This window comes from Actinomyces sp. oral taxon 180 str. F0310, from assembly GCF_000185285.1.
GTDB lineage: Bacteria > Actinomycetota > Actinomycetes > Actinomycetales > Actinomycetaceae > Pauljensenia.
Map to the genome: position 1 here is coordinate 991,791 of NZ_GL622194.1, position 21,815 is coordinate 1,013,605.

A 21,815-nucleotide genomic window follows, 5' to 3' on the forward strand; every position below is an offset into this window, starting at 1 on the left:
ACATCTGTTGCCGCTCAAGCACACGGACTATCCTGACGTAAGCCGGGCGGAGCTGCCGGGCTTTCCGACACGGAAGTGAGGGCGTTGAGCGATGCCGACCACGCACGGCGAACAGACGGATGCGATCAACCGCGACTCGCAGGCATATTGGAACAAGCGGGCCGCGACGTTCACGAGAGGCGCGACCGGCGAGTACGAGCGCTGGCTCATGGAGCTGCTCGCGCTCGAAGAGGGCGAGGAGGTTCTGGACATGGGCTGCGCGACGGGCACGCTCGCCGTTCCCCTCGCCCGCGCCGGGCACCGCGTCCACGGCTGCGACTTTGCCGAGGCCATGCTGGCCATTCTCGACGAGCGCGCGGCCACGGAGAAGCTGCCCGTCTCCTCCCACCTCCTGGCGTGGGAGGACGACTGGGAGGCGGCCGGGCTGGGCGCCAACAGCGTTGACGTCGCCTTCGCCTCGCGTTCCCTGATGAGCGGTGACGTGCCTTCCAGCGTGCGCAAGCTCGATTCGGCCGCGCGGTCGAAGGCCGCGGTCGTTGTCCCGGCAAGTCTTTTGCCCTCCCGCGACCCGCGACTGCTCACCTACCTGGGACGTGCCGCGCGGTCCCCGCGTGTCGTCCGGGACGTGGGGCGGGCGCTCGCCGCCATGGGCAGGGTCCCCGTCTATGCAACGACGAGGACATATCGCCCGATGCGATTCTCCTCCTTCGACGAGGCCCGCTCCGACCTGCGGCGCCTGGCCGGGCCCGAAGAGCTGACGGCGCGCGAGGCCAGGCTCTTCGATGCCTACGCCTCCGATCACGTCGTGCGCGCGCCGCATTCGGACGGTGACGGCGCAGCGGCGGAGCACTGGACGCTCGACTACCGGCTCCCCGTGACCTGGACGTTCATCGGCTGGCACACCGACGGGAGCGCGTGGACGTAGCCAACCCCGACCTCGTTCTTCTTAGTCCGCGTCGGGGCGGCGCCTGCGCGCCTTGACCTCGGAACGTTTCCTCTTCTGCGCGAGGCGGCGCAGCTTCGAGCCTCGCGTCGGCTTCGTGGCGCGCCTGGGGGCGGGCGGGGTGAGGGCCGCGCGCAGGACCTGGGCGAGGCGCTCGCGCGCTGCACCCCGGCTGCGGCGCTGGGAGCGGTGCTCGGCTGCGGTGATCGTGAGGTTGGTTCCCGTCAGGCGTTCCCCCAGAACAGACAGGGCACGCTCGCGCTGCTTGTCGTTCAGGGCGGTCGTCGAGCCCAGGTCCAGACTAAGCTGCACGCGCGAGTCCGCAGTATTGACGCCCTGCCCACCCGGGCCCGAGGCATGGGAAAAGCGCTCGATCAGCTCCCCCGCGGGCACGACGAGGCCGCGCGGGCAGCCAGGCCCGGGAGGGATGCGCAGATCGTCCATGCGTTCCAGTGTGCACCACGCGTCCCGCCCCGGCCTCGTCAGGCGAGTAGGGCGGCGACCCTCTCCTTGAGGTCGGGGAGCACGGTGGCGGCGAACCAGGGATTCTTCTTCATCCACATCTGGTTGCGCGGCGAGGGGTGGACCAGCGGGAAGTAGGTGGGAAGGTAGTCGCGGTAGCGGCGCACCGTCTCGGTGAGGGAGGCCGACGAGGGCAGGTGCAGGTATCGCCTGGTCGCGTAGGCGCCAACGAGGATGGTCATGTCGAGGCGGGGCATGAGAGAGAGCAGGCGCGGGTGCCATTTGTCGGCGAAGTCCCTGCGCGGGGGCAGATCTCCGCTCTTGCCGGTGCCCGGGAAGTAAAAGTCCATGGGGACGATCGCGAGTTTGCCCGAGGAGTAGAACGTGTCACGGTCAATGCCCATCCAGTCGCGCAGCCGATCGCCGCTGCGGTCGTTCCATACGATGCCGGTTTCCTCGGCGACACGCCCGGGCGCCTGGCCAACGACCATGATGCGGCACTCGGGACCCGCGTAGAACAGCGGTTCCACGCCTCGCGTCGTGTACGAGGCGTTGGCCGGGTCCGCCGCGATGGCCTCGGCGATCGCGCGGATGGCGGGGTCGGTGATCTCGGGTGTCATGCATCCATGGTAGGCGCAGTGCGTGGACTAACACACGCCCCACAATTCCTAACTCGTCACACAAGGACAACTCTCTACGAACCACAGAAGCTCACGGCTATCGCTCCATCGGCCTGTTCTCTCGCAAGCAATGAAGGTATATCAACACCGTGGGCACACCACACGAAGTCAGGCGCGCACGCGATACTATTCTTGCCGGTAAAGCTCCCCTTCTCGACAACACACACGGGCGCAGGCTCCGGAAGCTCGTTAGCAAAGTCCTCAGAGATTTGCCGGTTGATGCCTCGCCAGAGAGGTCCGATCAGAATCAAAGTGAGTCCGCAGGATATCTCTAAGTCGCACAAACCCCATACGAACGGCGAAGCACCATAACCAACCAGTCTCTCACCCTTCACGCTTACTGCCGCCGACTCATACTCCACAGCTATTTCCCACATTTCACCGTCTCTCATTCGCGACAAGACGATACCTAAAATGATCAGTTCCTCCGCTACGAGGCCCCTCCTTCCCTATCAAACCGAGAATCGTATGCACTTACCAGAAGCATGAACGACGTCACATGGCAAACACGACTGTTCGCGTCAAGGTTCTGTGGAGCCGATTAGTCACCAACTGACTAGTCACTAACATCGACAGAGGATTGTCGGTGAAACCGATCCAGAATGAGGCGACGATCGAGACGCCTACCGCCGACATTTTGACCCATGCGCTTTTTCCGTACAAGTCAGATCGCCACCCCGATTCGTCCGGATATCTCCTGATTTCAGGGCAACGTTACGCGCCTTCTTCTCGAGCCTATCCAGTTCAGCCACAGTGTAGCCAATGTGGGAGATACCGTCCTTCAGGCGCCGCTTCATCTCCTTCTGACCACGTTCTGTCGCGCCTTTCAGCTTCTCAATCAAACGTGTGTCGGCGTCCAACCTACGATCCAAGTGCGACTTCGACCCCCCAATAGCTTTCAAAGCCAGGAGCGGTTCCATCTCCACGAGTACCGAGCACTGGGCAAGCACTTGAGCACACCCCTGTTTCACCTGTTCGGCATAGTCCTTGCCGAGAACACCTACGAGCGCTGCACCTCCAGATACAGTCGTCAGTCCAAGGGCTGCCCCACCGCCGGTGATGATCGCCGCACCGCCCGCCATTCCGAGACCTCCCGCCGCCAGGGAGCCACCACCAACCCATGCCAGGCTGGCGCTCGTCAACGCAGCGCCACTCAGACCAGCCACAGCCTCACCAGCGAAAGCGGTGGCAATGACAGGGGCCGCAGCTGCAGCTGCTCCACCTGTGGCGACAGCTACACCAACCGCTGCCAAGCTACCGATCACCCACTTCTTGTAGGTACCGGAGAGGGAACGCTCATAGGACTGCTGCGCGTTCTTCAAGGACGCGAGCATCACGCCATCAATGACATCCTGCTCGGTAACGAAGACCTTGGTAAGCCAGTCCTGAGAGAGTGTCAGCCCCTTCTCAGCTGTGTAGGGCCGGAAGGCAAGCAGTCCCTGAGCGACAGCGAGGCAGCGCAATGCTCCATCCTCCCCCGCGCGAATGGCGCGCAGCTCCCGATACGCGTCATCAGAGCCAAGAAAGTAATTGTCCTCTTTCGCATCACATGCGATGCGCTGCCGACGTCTCAACGCACCAACGGTCACTTCCTTGCGTTCACGACTCTTGGGCTTCTTCTCGCGACGACAGTCGTCCTCAAGCCACGCCATCTGCAGCGAGTAAACCACCCGCTGCACGCCCTTACCCATGGGAGCATATGAGGCCACATCCGTACCGCATTCTCTCCCGCGAGAGTGCTCCCAGCAGTCCAGAACATCCTCGTAAATGTAGGAGCTGTCGGCCCATAGGGCGAATGCGAATCTACCAATGCCAACATAGTTGAGCCGCAGGAAAAATAGTGGGACTGCCCCGATACCGCCTGTCACCCCTCCCTCACACGCTGCGCGCACGGCAGCGATGGAAGTGTTCACAACGACAAAGGAACCCGAGGCGACCGTCAGCATGCGCGTCAGCACACGGCTATTGAGAGGCAGGAATCGTGCCGGATTGATACGCGTAAGATCCTTCACACTGGACACATTGCATCGCCTGAGTTCATCAATGAAGCGCGTCACCATGTAGATGCCGCGAACAATACACTCGTTCGCAACGACAGCAGGAATCTGAGTGAGAAACAGATCAATCAAACCGACCTCGGTACGCAGGTCGAAGCGCAGAGGATTTCCTGCCTCATCTTTAAGGAGCGTCCCATTAAATGCCTTCGAGATCCACTGCGACAACGTGATGACCTTGTCCTTGTACCCGATGGACAAGTCCCGGAAGAAGGGTAGAGCCGATGCCTCCTTCAGAAAGGAGAGGATTGGTCCGGGGATGCCGGTGCCCGCACCGGGCGTCGCGCTCGAGCCCGCCATGTCGCTGATGAGATGGAACGCCCAGTTGACAGTGCCGTAGAGGATCTTTTCCGCCATGTTCCGCCCGATGAGAAGTCCGTCTTTCATGGCATCAGCGGAAAGGTCAAAGATCGCAAAGCTCCCATCGGTTGCAGTTCCGACCCCTTTACCCGTGAATTGCATGAGGATGGAGCATACAAGTCCCACGGGAGAGGGGTGGTGGGAGAAGTCGCGTAGGTGATGCTGTAGGCCACCACCGAAAGCGGCGGTCAACCTGTCCCCCGCGAACGGGAAGTTCTTTTCGAGGAATCGAATCGCATTCTCGATCGTTGGATTCTCCCTCTTGAGACCTACGCGCTGGGCTGCGCCAATGACAATCTTCTCAATTCTCTCCGCACCGAACTTGTGGGCATCCTTCAGGTTGAGGTCCTTTTGCCACAGGACACTAAGCGCTCCCATGAGGGCACCACTCGCGGCAGCAAGCAGGTAGTCTCGAGCCTGGGCAGGTGATGCGTTCGGATCGCATTCGATTGCGAACGTGTCTTTCACCTGTGTCCCTTCGTCCACGCTGACCTCGTATGTCCCCTCAACGCGGACCTCCGTCAATTGGGGAAGGGGAATCTCGGAAAACAAGATCCGTTCTCTGTCGCTGCGGTGAAGGATCAGGTCGTGGTTCATGTTTGCTCCTGTGCAACTCACAATAGATACTAAGAGAGTAACACGACAACCATGCGTACGTGGCCCCTGCACGTTGGGGAGAATTGGCTGCACTCCACAGCGATCCCGATCCCAACCGAACGCTGTACGAACTGCATACACAATCGGGAGATACGCCCCAGCGGAGCAACTTAGTCTCATCACACCGTCGAGTCGATCCCACCCTCACAATGAAGCGTAGGACCCACCAATAGTCCCCAGAAAGATTGTTACGGGGCGAGCAACGAGCAGGGTAAGCCCGCCAAGGCACACAGACCGATTATAAACGTCACCCGAGCAGAGTCCCACACTCATCCCTTGTAACAAACACGTCCATTCGGGGCCCCAAGTGGTACGTATCTACCATCAGGAGGCCGAATGAACGACGTTTGTCACGCTTCAATCCGCGACTTCCCACGCGGATTCTGAAAGTCGGCCATTCTTCGAAGGCGGCGGTCACTCTCGGCCCGAGGAGAGAGCCAGGCATCGCAAGCCTCCGGGGCACCCCACTAGCGGGAAGGCACCCGGCGACATAGTGCGCGGAGGTGTTGCTCTCGGCTGGGCACCCCACGAGCGGGATGGCACCCGATAAAGGCGGGACATCCCACACCCATTAGCACCTGCCGGCGAACGAGAACTACAGTGGATGCCATGAAGGTAACGAGCGCGGCGCGCATGGGAAACGAACGATGAGCATCAGGTTTCTGAGGTCATCGCTGCGCGCGGCGCCCCTGGTCGGGGCGACGCTGGCCGTATCCCTCCTGAGCCTGGCAGGCCTCGCGGCCTACACGGGCGGGGGCGAGGCGGCCGGTCAGCCGGACCCGTCGCCCATTGTCTATGAGGACGACAGCTCCCTGTCGATCGTGGCCGCCTTCACCGACATGACGTCTCAGCTGAACGGCTCCGTCAATACGGTTGCCTACCAGCAGGCCTATCGGGGCGTGACCTACGATAAGGAAGCCTACGTCTACGTTCCCCCGACCTACTCTCCCGACACCCCCGCCAACGTCGTCTACCTCACGCACGGCTGGCAGGGTAGCGCGGCTGGGCTCGCCGAAGGGGTCGTCCCCGTCGTCGACGAATTGACGGCATCGGGCCAGCTGAGCCCCACCCTCGTCGTCTTTGCGACCTACTACCCGGATCGCTCCTTCGCCGGCGACGATTACGAGGACGACTACGAACTCAACCGCTTCTTCGCGACCACCGAGATCGACACGATCATCGACGCCGTCGAGTCGAGGTACGCGACCTACGCGGGAGGCGACACCTCGGACCAGTCCCTGCAGGATTCCCGCACCCACCGCGCCTTCGGCGGTTTCTCGATGGGCGCCACGACAACGTGGGATGTCTTTTCCATGAGGCCGCAGTACTTCTACGGCTACATGCCAATGGCCGGCGAGTCGTGGATCGGGCGCGAGACGGACGCCGACATCGACCAGATCGCGCACCTGATCGCCGCGGGCGCCGAGCGCGCGGACTATGGCGCCCAGGACTTCCGGATCCTCGCGTCGGTCGGGTCCGACGACCCCGCCCTGTGGGACATGAGTCCCCAGCTCGAGCAGCTCCAGCTTGACTACCCGGACCTGATGACACCGGGCAGCCTGCAGCTGTGGATTGACGAGGGCGAGGACCACTCCATGGCGTCCATCCAAAACCAGGTCGCCCACGACCTGCCCCGGCTCCTCCCCCAGGCCTAGAACGAACCTCCTCCCCCAGGCCTAGAACGAACCTCCTCCCCCAGGCCTAGAACGAACAAGGCGCGTTTTGTCACGTGCCACCGCATCGTCACATGACCGCCGGGGTCCGTCACGCTGGGCATCGGCGAGGCCGGAGCCAGCTCTCAGATAAGGGGCCTTACCCCCGGGGCTGGCGCTCGGCCCACTCGCCGAGGCTCACACGGGGACCGGTGAAGAAAGGGGTGTCCTCGCGCACGTACAGGCGCGCCTCGGTGTAGCGCTGCGCGTGCATGACCCCCTCCAGGCGATCCAGCGAGTCCGCCTCGAATGCCAGCACCCACTCGTAGTCGGAGAAGCCGAAGGCCGACAGGGTCGAGCCCTTGACGTCCGGGTACTGGGAGAAGCCGTTGCGGCCGTGTTCGGCCATGATGCGGGCGCGCTCGTCGGGGGCCTTCAGGTACCAGTCGTAGGAACGCACGAAGGGGTAGACCATGGCCCAATCGCGAGGCGCTACGCCGCCGAAGCAGGCGGGAATGTGGCGCTTGTTGAACTCGGCGGGGGTGTGCAGGCCCATGCAGGACCACACGGGATCCAGGAACTTGCCGAGCGCGCAGGCGCGCAGCCGGTGGTAGGCGTCCTGCAGGACCTCGGGATCGTCGTCGAGCCACCACACCATCAGGTCCGCCTCGGCGCGGAAGCCCGACACGTCGTAGAAGCCGCGGATTTCCGCGCCCGCGCCCTTCACGTAGTCCAGGGACTCGGCGATGACGCGACCGCGCTCGCCATCGTCGGCGGGCAGGGACTCACCGAGCGCGAACACGGAGTAGAGCGCGTAGTGCTGCTTGTTGTTGACCTCATCGAAGTCAACGTCCGTCGCGTCGCGCGGGTCGGTGACGCGGGCGTGCGCGGCGTGCGAGTGGGGCGTCGCCTCGGTGCCCGCGTGGCGGGCCTGGTGGCGCGCGGCGTGCTCACCGACTCGGTCCGGCACTCCTGCGGGATGTCCCGGGTTTTCCGGGTTCTGCTCGGGCGGCACGACGGCGTGGGGATGCGGGGTAGACATAGAGTCCTCCTGAGTTGTGTCGGGTTGGCCGGCGGCTCGGGTGGGCGCGCCGGAAGAATGAGGGGTGGTTACCGCGCCGGGATGAGCACCCCCGACGACGGGTGACGGGTGGCCGGGGCGCGCGAGCGAGAGGCAGCAGTCGCTCGGGCAGACGGTGTGGAAGGGGCCGGTGCCCGTCACGGTGACGCGCTCGGGGTTCTCGCCTCGCGCCTGAGCCGCGCGCTCTTCGAGCACGTCGACCAGGGAGGACACGAAGTCCGGGTCGGTGGAGACGGTGTCGGCGCGCTCGTAGGGGATGCCAAGCCGCGCGGCGGTCTCTCGCGCCTCGGTGTCGAGGTCGTAGACGACCTCCATGTGGTCGCAGATGAACCCGATGGGGACGACCACGACGCCGCTGAGCGGTCTCGTGTCCGAGGAGTTCCCCGCCGCCTCATCCGATCCACCATCGGCGATCTCCTCGAGGAAGTCGTTGATGTCCGGCTCGAGCCAACGTGCCTGCGGGGGCCCTGATCGCGAGCAGTAGACGAGGTCGTAGCCAAGATCCGCACGCCCCAGGACGCGCCGCAGCTCAGGCATGATCGCCTGGATGAGGGCGTGATGCTGGGCGACGTAGCTGACTTCGGTGGCGGGGGTTCCCGCTTCCGACGACGCTGCGCTCCCCTGCCGCTCGCCATGATCGCCCGAGGCCGCCGTGGCCTCGTCGATAGCGGATCGGAACGGGAAGGGCGAGGATCCTGCCTCCATGCTCACGGGGATGGAGTGGGTGACGAAGATCAGGCGAATACCCGAGGTGTCGAGGCCACGCGCCGTCAGAGCCTCCCACGAACGCCGGATGGAGGTGATCTGCGCGCGCGCCATGCCGGGGGTCGAGTAGTAGGGGCGGACCTTGTCCAGGATGATGTCGGCATGCGGGTTGTCGGCGCTATCCTCGCCGCCCAGTATGATCGTCCCCCACTTCTCGCGCAGGGTCTGCGCGGCCTCGGCGAGGTCTTCGCGGTATTGACGACACCCCGAGTACGAGGCGTAGGCGGAGGTGGGCAGGACGAGGATGCGTCGGGCGCCCGCCTGGGCGAGCTCATCGAGGCCCTCGGCCACAAAGGGGTGCCAGTTGCGGTTTCCCCACCCGACGGGGATGTCATGCCCGCGCCTGGCAAGCTCCGCGGACAAGTCGGCGATGAGGCGCTGGTTGCAGGCATTGATGGGCGAGACTCCGCCGAAGCGCTTGTAGTGCGCGGCGACCTGGAGCAGGCGCTCGTCCGGGATTCCGCGACCGCGCGTGGCGTTGCGCATGAAGGGCAGAACGTCTTCCTCGCCGTTCGGGCCACCGTAGGACAGCAGCATGATCGCGTCGTAGGTATCCATACCTGGCACTTTCAGTCCTCCTTCAGGCCTCGCGCAGACAGTGTAGGGCCGCTTCCCTTCCCCACGCAGCGACAGATTGTCAGAAAAACTCGTGAATTCAGCGCTTTGTCTCTGCGGTCCTTGGGAAAACGCCTCGGCGTCTCCCAGGCCGCTTTTTATCGTCATTTCCCAGACAAGGCGGCGCTCCTGGAGGGCATTGCCGAGCAGGTCTGGCGCCTCACTTTCGAGTCCTTCCTAGGCCGAGTAGATACCGGGGCGTTCGACCCCGAATCGACACCCACGCCCACGGCGAGTGAGCCGACCGAGGACACCCCAGCCTCGCCCCTGTTGATCTACATGCGCACCTACGCGCATTGCCTGGCCTCCACGCTGCGCTCCCACCCGGGCGCGGTCATGCTGCTGCTCACGCGCCCGATGTCGACGCCCGAGCAGCTGTCGCTCCTGGCGCGCGTGTTCGTGACGCTAGCCCGGCGCGGTTTCACACCGAATGCAGACATGCTGGGGCTGGTCAATGCGGTCTCGATCTACACGACGGCCTTCGTCGCCGCCGAGGTCGTTCCGCCCGTGGGCGGCTCGCCCGAGCAGCCCGCCGACCTGTCGGCCGCGAGCGCCGCACTCGATCCCGAGGACGCGCAGGCGCTGCGCCCGCTCATCGAGGATCTCCTGGACGGTCGCTACGACTTCACCGCTCAGTTCGAACGAGGCCTGGAGGCGATCCTGCGCGGCTGGAACTGAGGTTAGCCGACCAGTTCCTCGACCTCGCGCACGATGCGTGCGCCGCCGCCGAGCGCGCAAAGCTCCGCGCGCACCCCTCGGATCCCTGAGGTCAGGGCTGGCTCATCGACGAGGGTGCGGGCGGCGCGCGCGATAAGCGTCGGCTTGGGCTCGCGTACGGTCAGGCCACAGCGCGCGTTTTCCACGGCCTCGGCGTTGAATTGACGCTCAAAGACACGACCCGGGACAATAACCTGTGGGACTTCATAGGACAGGGCATCCATCACCGAGTTTTGCCCGCCATGGTGCACGAAGACGCGGGCGCGCGGCAGGAGCTCAGCGACGTCGAAACGGGGCGCGCAGGTCACTTCCTGGTCCCCCACAGCGTGGACGGCCTCGGACACGCCCGCGACGTAGACGTCGCAGCTCAGCGCCTCGGCGAGTTCTCGCCCGGCGCGCACGGCCACGCCCGCGGGGACGCTACCCGCCCCGAGGTAGATGAGGACGCAATCGCGAGGCGTCGGCGTCAGTGCGGGCGGCTCGTTCAGGAAACCGCAGTAGACGGCCCGCTCCCCCGCCCGCGGTTCCAGGGTCGGGCCACTGGGGACGAAGCGGCGTGCCATCCCCTCAAGGATCGACAGGGACGAGGCCGGGGCGGGCATTCCCATCTCGCGCAGCAGGCGTCGAATTCCCGCGGATTTGCGCGGGTTGGAAGCGTAGGAGGCAGTCGTCGACTGCGAGCCACTGCCCACGCACGGGATGCCCTCGGCGCGGGCGGCGATGATGGCGGCAAGGTTGAACTCCGAGTAGACGACGTCGGGGCGCGTGGCTCGCATGTGGGTGCGGAGGACCTCGACGGCGGCGCGCGTGTAGCGTTCGTCGAGGGCACCGGTCAGCCAGAGGACCTCCTCGAAGCTGCGCACGGGCTTGCGCCCCATGAGGCCGATGCGCGAGGCCAGGGGGAAGGTGTGGCGCGCGATGGCGTCTGGCAGGCCGAGAGGCGAGGGCACCGGAATCTCGAGCGTTGGGCCGCCCGGATCGACACAGTTGCCGTCATCTCCCCACGCGAGCGTGACCTCATGGCCGCCATCCCGGAATGCCTGGGCGACACGCTTCGCGCGCGACCACGGCCCACCCATCCGCGAGCGCGCAACCATGGGGACGACGAGAACCTTCACGTGTCAAGGGTACGACACTCACAACACAGCGTACCCACGCACAATGCTAGGCTCCTCAAGCTAGACACATAACCGGCTGCCACCCGTCAGAGCGCTACAGTTCCAGCCTCATGTACACGAGTTCTTGGTAGCCCGCAGACGGGGACCGGTACCCCCGGGGATTGCGCCCGTATTCCTCGAACCCTGCGCGACGGTAAAGGGACACCGCCCGTTCGTTGTCCGCCACCGCTTCGAGCTCAAGCTGGGTGTAGCCCGCCTGCCGAGCACAGTCAATGCTCGCTTCGATCAGCGCCCGGCCGATCCCCATCCCCCAGTACTCCTTGAGGATGCTGATCCCACAACGCGCCCGGTGCGCAACCTTGCGCCGACTGCGCACGGCTGAGACTCCTGCACTTCCAACGATGCGCCCGTCGATCACGGCGACGAGCTCAACCTCATTGCCGCTGCGTTCCGTTTCTTCCAGGGAGCGGGCCTCTTGTTCATCGTCGACGCTCTGCTCGTCCGAGTAGGACAGCAGGTAGTCGGTCTGCGCATGCGTGCGTTGCATCGTCTCACACAGCACGCGGGCGTCCGAGGCGACGGCGTTCCTCACCAGGAGTTCCACCCCGCCCTTCAACACCACCGTCTTGGCGTACCTCATCGTCGGACTCCTCATTTTCCTAGGAATTGGCCGAATGATGGTCGACGTGGACAGTCCACGAACCCGAACGAGGACTCCCCTGACGCTCGAGCACGCCTTCTTCCTTCCTTGAACCGCGCGACGATGCGCTCAGCGCTTCTCTTCGAGCAGCCGAGGTGCCGCGCGAGTTATCGCTCAGGAAATCAAGCGCGCGGGCGCGCTCCGCGTCCGCTGCACTCACTGGCCGCGCGTACGGAAGTATGGCTTCCCTGATTGCTTCGAGCATGAACTCCACGAAATCCTCGCACGAGTCGGCCGCGCCGGAGCGAGCCAAGGCCTCGTAGTATCCAGCCTGCCGCCTCCTGATCGCGGACTCGATGGGCACCCAGGCCAGCACCGGGCGCCACCGCGACAACAGCAGCGTGTGCCAGAGCCTTCCCATCCGGCCATTCCCATCTGAAAAGGGGTGGCAGAACTCGAACTCGAACTCGAAGTGGAAGATGCACCAGCGAGGAGTAGATCATGCGGATCCGAAGCTCCCTGCGCAGCGTGGGGCTGGTCGACAGCGGAGCCTGCGGCGAGAGCATACCGACCAGCTCCGCGATCTCCATGCAGAGCGCATCGATAACGTCAGTGCGTTCGAACGACGGCTCGCAGGCCATGACCACCCCCCCTATTACCGCCACAACTATACCGCCAGAGGCGGTAATCGAGTGGGGGCGTGTGGGTGGCGATCGGCGGGACGCAGATGAGGGCGCCTCGTCTTACGCTGAGGTTCAGGAACGGGATTCGTGACACCACCAGGAGGGCTCACCCATGAAGCCAGGCCAGCAACACTCACTGTTCGAGGACTCCGGCGAGGACACGCGGCCCCTGGCCGACCGGATGCGCCCCACCTCCCTCGACGAGGTGGTGGGCCAGTCCCACCAGATCGGGCCGGGCAAGGCCCTGCGCTCCATGATCGAGGCCGACCGCACGCCCTCGATGATCTTCTGGGGGCCTCCCGGGGTCGGCAAGACCACCCTGGCGCGCGTGATCGCCCGCCACACCCACGCCTCGTTCATCGACTTTTCCGCGGTCACCAGCGGCATCAAAGAGATCCGCGAGGTCATGAAGCAGGCGGACGCGCAGGCGTCCATGGGCAGCCGCACGATCGTCTTCGTCGACGAGATTCACCGCTTCAACAAGGCCCAGCAGGACGCGTTCCTCCCCTTCGTCGAGAAGGGGGCGATCATCCTCATCGGCGCGACCACCGAGAACCCGTCCTTCGAGGTGAACAACGCTCTCCTGTCGCGCTGCAAGGTCTTCGTCCTGAACGGCCTGACCGAGGAGGACCTGGTTGGCTTGATGCGCCGAGCCCTCACCGACCCCAGGGGCTTCGGCAACCAGGACGTGCGCATCGAGGACGACCTGCTGCGCGCGATCGCCACCTTCGCCGACGGCGACGCGCGCGTGGCCCTGTCCACTTTGGAGATGGCGGTCCTCAACGGCGACGAGGACGGCGGGGCGACCACGGTCACCGCAGAGACGGTCGAGCAGTGCACCTCGCGCAAGAGCCTCCTCTACGACAAGGACGGCGAGGAGCACTACAACATCATTTCGGCCCTGCACAAGTCGATGCGCAACTCGGACCCCGACGCCGCCGTGTACTGGCTGGCGCGCATGCTCGAGGGAGGCGAGGACCCCCTGTACGTGGCGCGGCGCATCACGCGTTTCGCCTCGGAAGACATCGGGCTTGCCGACACGAACGCGCTCAACGTCGCGGTCAACGCCTTCCACGCCTGCCACTTCATCGGGATGCCCGAGTGCTCGGTCCACCTGGCCGAGGCCGTCATCTACCTGTCGCTGGCGCCGAAGTCGAACAGCTCCTACATCGCCTATGGGCGGGCGAGGAAGGACGCGCTGCGAACCCAGGCCGACCCCGTCCCCCTCGCCATCCGCAACGCCCCGACCCGCCTCATGAAGGACCTGGGATACGGGCAGGGGTACAGGCTGGCGCACTACGAGGCCGACAAGGTGGCCGCCGACATGCGGTGCCTGCCCGACTCGCTCGCGGGCGCCGAGTACTACCGGCCCACCGAGGAGGGCAACGAGAGGCGCTTCAAGGAGCGCCTGGAATGGCTGAAGCGCCTGCGCGAACAGGCGCGGGCCGCGACCCCGGACGCCTCGGCGGACGACGAAGAGGCGTAGGGGTCCGCCGGCCCTTCCACCGCCCCGGTCCCGCGCGCCGACCGCAGCGCCCCCACGGGGCGGGGGCAGTATTCCCACCACCGCGCGGCCCGGGCTTGCACCCATGAGTTAACACTGTTAACCTTGCAGTTGTCAGCGAAGTTAACACTGTTAACCAATGAAGGAGCGGACATGCCTGGATCAGAATCGGGCGCACCGGCGCTGCGGTTGCGCGCCGTGCGCAAGAGCTACGGGGACCACGAGGTGCTGCGCGGAGTCGACCTCGACGTCGCGCGGGGACAGGTGCTCGGCCTCCTCGGGCGCAACGGCGCCGGGAAGTCGACCCTCATCGAGATCATGTGCGGGCTGAGGGGCGCCGACTCGGGGACGGTGTCCGTGTGCGGCGCGGACCCCGCCAAGGAGCGGGTCGGCCAGCACATCGGCTACGCCCCGCAGGACCTGGGCGTCTACCCCGACCTCACCGTCGCCCAGAACCTCTCGTTCTACGGGCAGCTCCAGGGCCTGTCCCGCAAGCGCGCGCGCACGAGGACCGCGGAGGTCATGGAGCTGCTCGGCCTGGAGGAGCAGTGCTCCAAGCGGGCGAAGCACCTGTCCGGCGGCCAAAGGCGCAGGCTGCACGCCGGGATGGCGATCATGCACGAGCCGGAGGTGGTCTTCATGGACGAGCCGACCGTCGGCGCCGACGTCGAGGCGCGCAGCCGGATCCTGCGGGCCGTGCGCTCGCTCGCAGAGGCGGGCGCCGCCGTCGTCTACACCTCGCACTACCTCGCCGAGTTCGAGGAGCTCGGCGCGGACATCGCCATCCTCGAAGGCGGGCGGATTGTTGTGTCCGGCACGCTCGAGCGCGTCGTCGCGGACCACTCCCGCGCCTCCATCGCCCTGGGGTTCGCCCGCAACCCGAGGCCCATGGACGGGTGGCGGAACGAGGACCGGTGGCTGCGCCGGGAGGGGGACATCCCCAACCCCGGTGCGCTCATCGCCGATGCTCTGGCCTCACCCGAACTGAGGGGCAACCGCCTCGAGGACGTGCGCATAGGCCAAGCGGGCCTGCAGAGCGCCTACCTCGCAATCGTCGGAGAGGAAGAACAGGACAATGCTTAAGAAACTCTCAGCCGTCATCCGGCTCAACATCCGCCTCCAGCTCACGGACCCCGCCTCCACTCTGATCCTGACGGCCATCCCCCTGATATTCATCCCCTTCATGAGCCCCGCCTTCAAATCCATGCTCGTGGCGGACGGGTACGCGGACGCGACCGGGGTGGAGCAGGCGGTGCCCTCGATGGCGGTGCTCTTCTCGTTCCTCTCCGTGCAGATCATCATCAACTCCTTCATCAACGAGCGCATGTGGGGGACGTGGCCCAGGCTCGCGGTCTCGGCCACCCCGAGGGGCGTCGTCCTCACCGGCAAGGCCCTGGTCGCCTACCTGCTGCAGTTCGTCCAGGTCCTCGCCGTCCTGGTCCTGGGCGCCCTCGCCTTCGGGTACAGGCCGAAGGGGTCGGTGATCGCGCTCCTACTGGCGGTGCTCGCCTTCTCCGCGGTCCTGGCCGCGCTCGGCGTCGCGATCGCACTGTGGGCCCCCTCGCAGGAACTCGCGCTCTCCTTGTCCAATATCATCGGGATGCTGGCCGCCGGGATCGGCGGGGCGTTCTGCACGGTGTCGAGCCTGCCCGACTGGGCGCAGCGCGCCGCGCGCTTCTCCCCCGCGTACTGGGCGATCGACGCGATCCACTCGGTGAGCCTGGACGGCGCGGGCGTCGCCGGCGTCCTCCCGGCCGTCGGCGTCCTCTCGCTGTTCTTCACCGGCCTGGCCGCCCTGGCGATGGCGCGCTTGGCCGTGAAGAAGGACTGAGGGCCCGACCGTGGGACTCGACCTGAGCGGCGAGGCGTACGCGAACGACCCTATGATCGGCGACTCCGCCTACTGGCTGTGCCAACCGCGCCTCGCGCCCTATCATATGAACGCGAGCGCCTATCCCGGCACCAACATGATCGGCGCCTTCACGGGCGCTGACGAGGACCGGGCCGTGGCAGCGCGGGCCGACAGCCGCCAAGACCTCGCCATCGCGCTCGCGTGAGCGCGGACCACGGCCACGACCGAGACAACAACTCAGGAGGACCAATGAGCCAGCAAGCCCCCGCACATGAATGGGACAAGACCTTCCCCAAGAGCGACCACGTCACCCATGAGAAGGTCACGTTCACCACGAACTTCGGCATCACTCTGGCGGCCGACTTATACAAGCCGAGGAACGCCGAGGGCGCGCTCCCCGCCATCGCCGTCAGCGGCCCTTTCGGGGCCGTCAAGGAGCAGGCAAGCGGGCTCTACGCTCAGACCATGGCCGAACGGGGCTTCCTCACCATCGCCTTCGATCCGTCCTTCACCGGCGAGTCCGGCGGCGCACCCCGCTACATGAGTTCCCCGGACATCAACACCGAGGACTTCCTCAGCGCCGTCGACTACCTGGTCTGCCGCGAGGACGTCGATGGGGACCGGGTCGGCATCATCGGGATCTGCGGATGGGGTGGCATCGCGCTCAACGCGGCGGCCGCCGACCCCCGGATCAAGGCGACGCTCGCGTCCACGATGTACGACTTGTGCCGCATCTCCGGCAACGGCTACAACGACTCGGCGGATGACGCCGCCACTCGCATCGCCTCGCGCAAACTGGTCGCCGCCCAACGTACGGCCGACCGCCTCTCCGGCGAGCAGGCGCTCACCGGCGGCGTCGCGGACCCCATGCCCGACGACGCTCCGCAGTTCGCCAAGGACTACCACGCCTACTACAAGACGCCGCGCTGCTACCACCCCCGCTCGCTCTACTCCAACGACGGCTGGGCCGTCGTCAGCGCCAGCTACGCCAACGCGCGGTTCCTGTACTACACGGATGAGATCGAGAACGCGGTCCTGATCATGCACGGCGAGGACGCCCACTCCCTCTACATGGGCCGGGACGCCTTCGCGAAGGTGAAGGGCGGGGTGAACCCGGACAACAAGCGGTTCCTTCTGGTCCCTGGGGCGAGCCACTGCGACCTCTACGACGGTGGTGGGCGCGGCGCCATCCCCTGGGACGCGCTCACCTCGTTCTTCGCCGAACACCTGGCCTGAGCGTCCACCGGCCCCTGGCGGGCGCCGCGCACGGGGCGGCGCCGAAACCAGCGGCGAGGTGGAGCGCAGTCGCGACGTGGCGCGCAGGGCGGCCCGGCCCCATCGCACTGGCGGTGCTACGATTCGCGGTTAAGAAGGACTGAAGCCCCCACGCGGAGCCAGGGAGGAGGAGCCATGCCCGGTGGCGCGCCCAGAGCGCGGACTCTCACGAGGGAGAGGATCTTCTCCGCGGCGCTCGCGCTCGTCGACGAGGCGGGCCTGGCCGCCCTGTCCCTGCGCGCCCTCGGTAAGCGCCTGGGCGTGTCCCAGACGGCCTTCTACCGGTATGTGCCCGACAAAGCCGCCCTGCTCGAAGGGGTGTCCGAGGAGGTGTGGAGGCTCACCTTCGACCGCTTCCTATCGGCTGTTGAGGAAGAACCGGAAGCGGACGACCAGTCTGGGGCGAAGGGGGAACAGGAGGAGAACGGTCGGCCGGAGGGCCGGGACCAGCCGGGCGCGGGCGGGGAACCGGCCACGGAGAACCAGTCGTCCCCGGGAAGCGGCCCGGGCCTCGTCGGCGAGCAGGGTGAGGACTGGCGCTGGTACGTGCGCCAGTACGCCACGGCGCTCCACGACACTCTCCTCCAGCACCCCGAGGCCGTGGTCCTGCTGCTCACCCACCCCATCTCGACGCCCGAGCAGCTCACCCTGCTGGCCAAAGTCATGGTCCGCCTGTCCAACGCCAGCTTCGCGCCCCCCATCGACATGCTCGCCATCATCACGGCGGTCTCGGTGTACACCACGGGTTTCGCCGCAGCGGAAGTCGTGCCCCCGGTGGGCGGCGGCCCGGATGAGACCTCCGAAGAGAGCATCACTGCGGCCATCGCGAGCCTGCCAGCCGACGACCTGTCCGCACTCCGGGGCCTCATCGGCCAGGTGATGGACGGGGAATGGGACTTCACCGCCCAGTTCGAGAGGGGCCTGGACGCCCTGCTGCGGGGCTGGCGCTGACCCGCCGCCAAGGAGAGGCACATGAGCACCATCGACAAGTACCGCGGCTGCCTGATCGGCGGGGCGGCTGGGGACGCGCTCGGGTACGCGGTCGAGTTCTCGCGCGAGGACCAGATCGCGGCCCGCTACGGGGCGGGCGGCATCCGCGACTACCAGCTCGACGACCGGGGGCTGGCGCCCTTCTCGGACGACACCCAGATGACCCTGTACACCGCCAACGGCCTGCTCCACGCGGTCACCCGGGGCCGCCTCCGGGGGATTCTGGGTCCCCTGCGCGACTACGTGTCCGGTTTCTACGTGGAGTGGTCGCGCACGCAGACGGAGCCCTACCCCCTCGCCGACCACAGCGCGTGGATCTCGGCCCTGCCCGAACTCTTCGTGCCGCGCGCCCCCGGGGCGACCTGCCTGTCGGCCTGCGCGGTGGGAGCGCACGGCACCCCGGAGGAGCCGATCAACGACTCCAAGGGGTGCGGCGGGATCATGCGCGTCGCGCCCGCGGGTCTGCTCGTCGGCCCCCGGGGGGCCGACGGCGCCGCCGTGCAGCGCCTGGGGGCGCAGCTGGCGGCGCTCACGCACGGCCACGAACTGGGGTGGCTGCCCGCCGGGGTCTTCGCCCACATCGTGAGCGCCCTCGCCCACGGGGAGGCGGACTCCGTGCGCGGGGCCGCCGAGCAGGCGCTCGCCATCCTGCCCGAGGCGCACCCGGGCGCGCGCCGGGTGGGGGAACTGCAGGAGCTGATGCGCCTCGTGCTGCGCCTGGCGGACAGCACCGCACCGGACGTGGAGGCGATCCACCAACTGGGCGAGGGGTGGGTGGCCGAGGAAGCGCTCGCCATCGCGCTCCTGTGCGCGCTGCACCACGAGGACGACTTCGAGGGGACGGTCGTCTCAGCCGTGAACCATTCGGGGGACAGCGACTCGACGGGGGCCATCGCGGGCAATATCGTCGGCGCGCGCCTGGGCCTGGCGGGGATCCCGAGGCGCTACACGGAGCGCTTGGAGCTGGCGGACGTGGTCCTCGCCCTCGCCGACGACCTCTTCACGGGATGTCCGATCACCGAGTACTGCCCCTCCCCGGACGGCGTGTGGGAGCACAAGTACCTGCCCCCGATGGACTACGTGGAGTGGAAACGGGGCCGGTAAGATGGAGGGGCCCGGCGGACCGACCGACGCAGGAGGAGAGCAGTCATGGCCTTCGACTTCAAGAAGGAGCACAAGGAGCTCTACGTGCCGCCGAAGCGGCCCGGCATCGTCACGGTGCCGCCGATGAACTACCTGGCGGTGCGCGGGCACGGCGACCCCAACGCCGAGGGCGGCGCGTACAAGCGCGCCATCGAACTGCTCTACGGCGTCGCCTACGCCATCAAGATGTCGAAGAAGGGCACCCACCGCGTCGACGGGTACTTCGACTTCGTGGTGCCGCCCCTGGAGGGCTTCTGGTGGCAGCAGGACCCACGCGGCGTGGATTACGCCCACAAGGAGGACTTCGACTGGATCTCCCTCATCCGCCTGCCCGACTTCGCGACGGCGCAGGAAGTGGAGTGGGCGAAGGCCGAGGCGGCCTCGAAGAAGGGCGGCGACTTCAGCGAGGTCGAATTCCTGCCCTACGACGAGGGCCTGTGCGTGCAGTGCATGCACGTGGGCCCCTACGACGACGAGCCCGCGACCGTTGAGGCCATGCACGCGCACATGGAGGCCCAGGGCTACGCGCTCGACATCACCGACGAGCGCCACCACCACGAGATCTACTTGGGCGACGCCCGCAAGGTCGCGCCCGAGAAGCTGCGGACCGTCGTGCGCCATCCGATCAAAGCCGTCTGAGGGGCAGGAGCCGTCATGGCCTCGACACCGGAGTACCTGGCCCACGTCCTCGACCTGCTCGGGCGGGTCGAGGGCGTCACCCACCGCGCGATGATGGGCGAATACCTGCTCTACGCGCGCGGCACGCTGTTCGGGGGAGTCTACGACGACCGGTTCCTGCTCAAGGAGACCCCCGCCTCGTCCGCCGCCCTGACGGCCCAGTGCAGCCCCTACCCCGGGGCGAAGCCCATGCGCCTGGTCGATGTGGAGGACCGCGACGCGCTGGCGGACCTGGTGGAGCGGGTGCGCGCCGAACTGTGAGCCCCTGGCGGCCCGGGGGACCGGGACCGCCTTCGGGGCACTACAGTTCCAGCCTCATGTGCACCAGTTCCTGGAACCCCGCGGACGAGGACCGGTAGCCCCGGGGGTTGCGCCCGTACTCCTCGAACCCCGCGCGCCGGTAAAGGGACACCGCCCGTTCATTGTCCGCCACCACTTCGAGCTCGAGCTGGGCGTAACCCGCCCGCCGGGCGCAGTCAATGCACGCCTCCATCAGCACCCGGCCGATCCCCATCCCCCAGTGCTCCTTCAGCACGCTGATCCCGAATCGCGCCCGGTGCCTCACCTTGCGCCTGCCGCCCACCGCTGTGACTCCCGCGGTTCCCACGATCCGCCCGTCGATCATGGCGACGAGCTCGACCTCGTTGCCGCTGTGTTCCGTCCCTTCCAGGAGGCGCGCCCCCTGTTCCTCGTCGGCGTTCTGCTCGTCCGGGTAGGACAGTAGGTAGTCGGTCTCCGAATGCGTGCGGCGCATGGTCTCGCGCAGCGCCCGGGCGTCCGAGGCGACAGCGTTCCTCACGAGGAGCTCCGCCCCGCCCTTCAATGCCACCGTTTCGGCGTACCTCATCGTCGGACTCCTTGTCTCCCTGGTTGCAGGGCTCCTTGCGGCGCAGCGGGCTCCCCGCGGCGCACCTGCCGGCCTGATCCGACCGCGCTCCCGAGGACTCCTGGCGGCCCGGAGGGCCAGGCCGCTCACGGCTCCCGGACGCTGATAGTGGTCATGGACACCATGTGGAACATGTCGGAGACGCGCATGTACGCCCGGGGGATAAGCCCCACTCCTCGTCGCTCAATGTCGCGGTAGTAGGGCACGTGTTCGACGAGGCGCGCCCCGCCTGTGAGCCTGCCGACGAACTCACGGGGGTCGTCGATGGAGAACCGCATGGCCGAGTCGTTCTTCATGCGCTTGACGTACGCCTGCGAGAGCTTCAGACCCTTCGAGGAGGTCGAGTCGAAGACCACCCGCGCCTCGTCGAAGGCGGCGAGATGGTTGATGAAATCGACGACCCGGTCCTCGTCGAAGTAGTAGAAGACCCCCGAGACGACGACGATGGTGGGGCGCTCACCGAACTCCTTCACCCGGTCGATCCACGAGTAGTCGAACATGTCCCCCGGGATCAGGACCTGCCGCTGGCCGGGCGGCAGGAGTTCGCCGCGCACGCTGATGACCTCGGGCAGGTCGAGCTCGAACCAGCGTGCGCGCCCGTTGTCGCAGCGCCAGTACGCCGTCTCCAGTCCGCATCCGGCGTTGACGACCGCCGCGTCGGGGCGCGCCGCAAGGAACCCCCGGATCCGCCGGTCCATGTTGACCGAGCGCGCGACGCTCGACACCATGGTGTACTCGTTCTGCCCGCGATTCATCGTGGCCGCATCCGCAGGAAGGGAGGACTCCAGGCCGAGGGCCTTGGGATCGTGGATCATCGACGGGTAGTGCCTGGACGCGTAGATGCGCCCCACGAGTGGAATGTACAGGGTCTTCGACAGCTCGCTCAGCTCGGCCACGGCGGCCACCTCTTTCGGGTCTTCGGATCGGGCTGTTCACAGGGAACACCGTCGGCCGCCGCCTTTCAAGGCACCGAGGTCCCAGCACCCCTCTCCCACGGGCGCCCGAAGCGCCATTGACCCGGCCTATGCTGGTGGGGAGGGCCCGTGCGGCGCGGACCCCG

20 protein-coding genes and 2 pseudogenes are annotated in these 21,815 nt (G+C 66.6%); 12 read left to right on the top strand and 10 right to left on the bottom strand.

Annotated features, from left to right (window positions below; translation table 11 throughout):
• Positions 1-91 precede the first annotated feature (91 nt).
• Positions 92-925, top strand: coding sequence for a class I SAM-dependent methyltransferase (locus HMPREF9006_RS04295; protein ID WP_009212328.1), 834 nt, complete (start codon positions 92-94; stop codon positions 923-925).
• Positions 926-946: 21 nt separating this feature from the next.
• On the opposite strand, the gene arfB is transcribed toward HMPREF9006_RS04295, so the two are convergent.
• The 3 genes from arfB to HMPREF9006_RS04310 form a co-directional block, all read right to left on the bottom strand.
• Positions 947-1,387 carry an alternative ribosome rescue aminoacyl-tRNA hydrolase ArfB gene (gene arfB, locus HMPREF9006_RS04300; protein ID WP_009212329.1) on the bottom strand — a complete coding sequence of 147 codons (441 nt, stop codon included), beginning with the start codon at positions 1,385-1,387 and terminating at the stop codon, positions 947-949.
• 38 nt (positions 1,388-1,425) lie between these two features.
• Complete coding sequence (locus HMPREF9006_RS04305; protein WP_009212330.1) at positions 1,426-2,025, bottom strand: uracil-DNA glycosylase family protein; 600 nt, start codon at positions 2,023-2,025, stop codon at positions 1,426-1,428.
• 683 nt (positions 2,026-2,708) lie between these two features.
• Positions 2,709-5,096 carry a hypothetical protein gene (locus HMPREF9006_RS04310; RefSeq protein ID WP_009212331.1) on the bottom strand — a complete coding sequence of 796 codons (2,388 nt, stop codon included), beginning with the start codon at positions 5,094-5,096 and terminating at the stop codon, positions 2,709-2,711.
• A 707-nt stretch (positions 5,097-5,803) separates the two neighbouring features.
• Between HMPREF9006_RS04310 and HMPREF9006_RS04315 the strand changes: the two genes are divergently transcribed.
• Entirely contained in the window at positions 5,804-6,811 is a 1,008-nt protein-coding gene (locus HMPREF9006_RS04315; protein ID WP_009212332.1) for an alpha/beta hydrolase, read from the top strand.
• Positions 6,812-6,968: 157 nt separating this feature from the next.
• Here HMPREF9006_RS04315 and hemQ read toward each other — a convergent pair whose 3' ends face one another.
• Positions 6,969-9,212, bottom strand: a complete 2,244-nt coding sequence (gene hemQ / locus HMPREF9006_RS04320; RefSeq protein ID WP_050786692.1) for a hydrogen peroxide-dependent heme synthase — start codon at positions 9,210-9,212, stop codon at positions 6,969-6,971.
• A 99-nt stretch (positions 9,213-9,311) separates the two neighbouring features.
• On the opposite strand from hemQ, the pseudogene HMPREF9006_RS04325 reads away from it, so the two are divergent.
• Positions 9,312-9,947, top strand: a pseudogene (locus HMPREF9006_RS04325) (TetR/AcrR family transcriptional regulator); the annotation flags it as partial.
• A gap of 2 nt (positions 9,948-9,949) precedes the next feature.
• Here HMPREF9006_RS04325 and HMPREF9006_RS04330 read toward each other — a convergent pair.
• The 4 genes and pseudogenes from HMPREF9006_RS04330 to HMPREF9006_RS10820 all read right to left on the bottom strand — a co-directional run.
• Positions 9,950-11,083 (bottom strand): glycosyltransferase, encoded by a 1,134-nt coding sequence (locus HMPREF9006_RS04330; protein ID WP_009212335.1) that lies wholly within the window; start codon positions 11,081-11,083, stop codon positions 9,950-9,952.
• A gap of 115 nt (positions 11,084-11,198) precedes the next feature.
• Positions 11,199-11,744: a GNAT family N-acetyltransferase gene (locus HMPREF9006_RS04335; RefSeq protein WP_034231096.1), complete on the bottom strand. Its 546-nt coding sequence runs from the start codon at positions 11,742-11,744 to the stop codon at positions 11,199-11,201.
• A gap of 19 nt (positions 11,745-11,763) precedes the next feature.
• Positions 11,764-12,165, bottom strand: coding sequence for a hypothetical protein (locus HMPREF9006_RS10815; protein WP_009212337.1), 402 nt, complete (start codon positions 12,163-12,165; stop codon positions 11,764-11,766).
• 9 nt (positions 12,166-12,174) lie between these two features.
• Positions 12,175-12,225 (bottom strand): annotated as a pseudogene (locus HMPREF9006_RS10820) (hypothetical protein); the annotation flags it as partial.
• A gap of 314 nt (positions 12,226-12,539) precedes the next feature.
• Here HMPREF9006_RS10820 and HMPREF9006_RS04345 point away from each other — a divergent pair.
• The 9 genes from HMPREF9006_RS04345 (at position 12,540) to HMPREF9006_RS04385 (ending at position 20,130) form a co-directional block, all read left to right on the top strand.
• Entirely contained in the window at positions 12,540-13,913 is a 1,374-nt protein-coding gene (locus HMPREF9006_RS04345) for a replication-associated recombination protein A (protein WP_009212339.1), read from the top strand.
• 171 nt (positions 13,914-14,084) lie between these two features.
• Positions 14,085-15,014 carry an ABC transporter ATP-binding protein gene (locus HMPREF9006_RS04350; protein WP_009212340.1) on the top strand — a complete coding sequence of 310 codons (930 nt, stop codon included), beginning with the start codon at positions 14,085-14,087 and terminating at the stop codon, positions 15,012-15,014.
• The gene (locus tag HMPREF9006_RS04355; protein ID WP_009212341.1) at positions 15,007-15,762 is read left to right on the top strand and encodes an ABC transporter permease; all 756 of its coding nucleotides are present in this window, start codon (positions 15,007-15,009) and stop codon (positions 15,760-15,762) included. Before HMPREF9006_RS04350 ends, HMPREF9006_RS04355 begins: the two co-directional genes overlap by 8 nt.
• A gap of 10 nt (positions 15,763-15,772) precedes the next feature.
• Entirely contained in the window at positions 15,773-15,988 is a 216-nt protein-coding gene (locus HMPREF9006_RS04360) for a hypothetical protein (RefSeq protein ID WP_009212342.1), read from the top strand.
• A gap of 44 nt (positions 15,989-16,032) precedes the next feature.
• Entirely contained in the window at positions 16,033-17,019 is a 987-nt protein-coding gene (locus tag HMPREF9006_RS04365) for an alpha/beta hydrolase (protein ID WP_009212343.1), read from the top strand.
• A 174-nt stretch (positions 17,020-17,193) separates the two neighbouring features.
• A complete protein-coding gene (locus HMPREF9006_RS04370; RefSeq protein ID WP_009212344.1) occupies positions 17,194-18,009 on the top strand; it encodes a TetR/AcrR family transcriptional regulator in 816 nt (271 codons plus the stop codon).
• Positions 18,010-18,030: 21 nt separating this feature from the next.
• Positions 18,031-19,152 carry an ADP-ribosylglycohydrolase family protein gene (locus HMPREF9006_RS04375; RefSeq protein WP_009212345.1) on the top strand — a complete coding sequence of 374 codons (1,122 nt, stop codon included), beginning with the start codon at positions 18,031-18,033 and terminating at the stop codon, positions 19,150-19,152.
• A gap of 45 nt (positions 19,153-19,197) precedes the next feature.
• Entirely contained in the window at positions 19,198-19,830 is a 633-nt protein-coding gene (locus HMPREF9006_RS04380; RefSeq protein WP_009212346.1) for a GyrI-like domain-containing protein, read from the top strand.
• Positions 19,831-19,845: 15 nt separating this feature from the next.
• Positions 19,846-20,130 (top strand): TfoX/Sxy family protein, encoded by a 285-nt coding sequence (locus HMPREF9006_RS04385; RefSeq protein WP_009212347.1) that lies wholly within the window; start codon positions 19,846-19,848, stop codon positions 20,128-20,130.
• Positions 20,131-20,170: 40 nt separating this feature from the next.
• Here HMPREF9006_RS04385 and HMPREF9006_RS04390 read toward each other — a convergent pair whose 3' ends face one another.
• Together HMPREF9006_RS04390 and HMPREF9006_RS04395 are read right to left on the bottom strand one after the other, a co-directional pair.
• Complete coding sequence (locus tag HMPREF9006_RS04390; protein ID WP_009212348.1) at positions 20,171-20,716, bottom strand: GNAT family N-acetyltransferase; 546 nt, start codon at positions 20,714-20,716, stop codon at positions 20,171-20,173.
• 125 nt (positions 20,717-20,841) lie between these two features.
• On the bottom strand, positions 20,842-21,651 hold the full coding sequence (locus HMPREF9006_RS04395; RefSeq protein ID WP_034232098.1) for a class I SAM-dependent methyltransferase: 810 nt from the start codon (positions 21,649-21,651) through the stop codon (positions 20,842-20,844).
• Between the last annotated feature and the right edge of the window lie 164 nt (positions 21,652-21,815).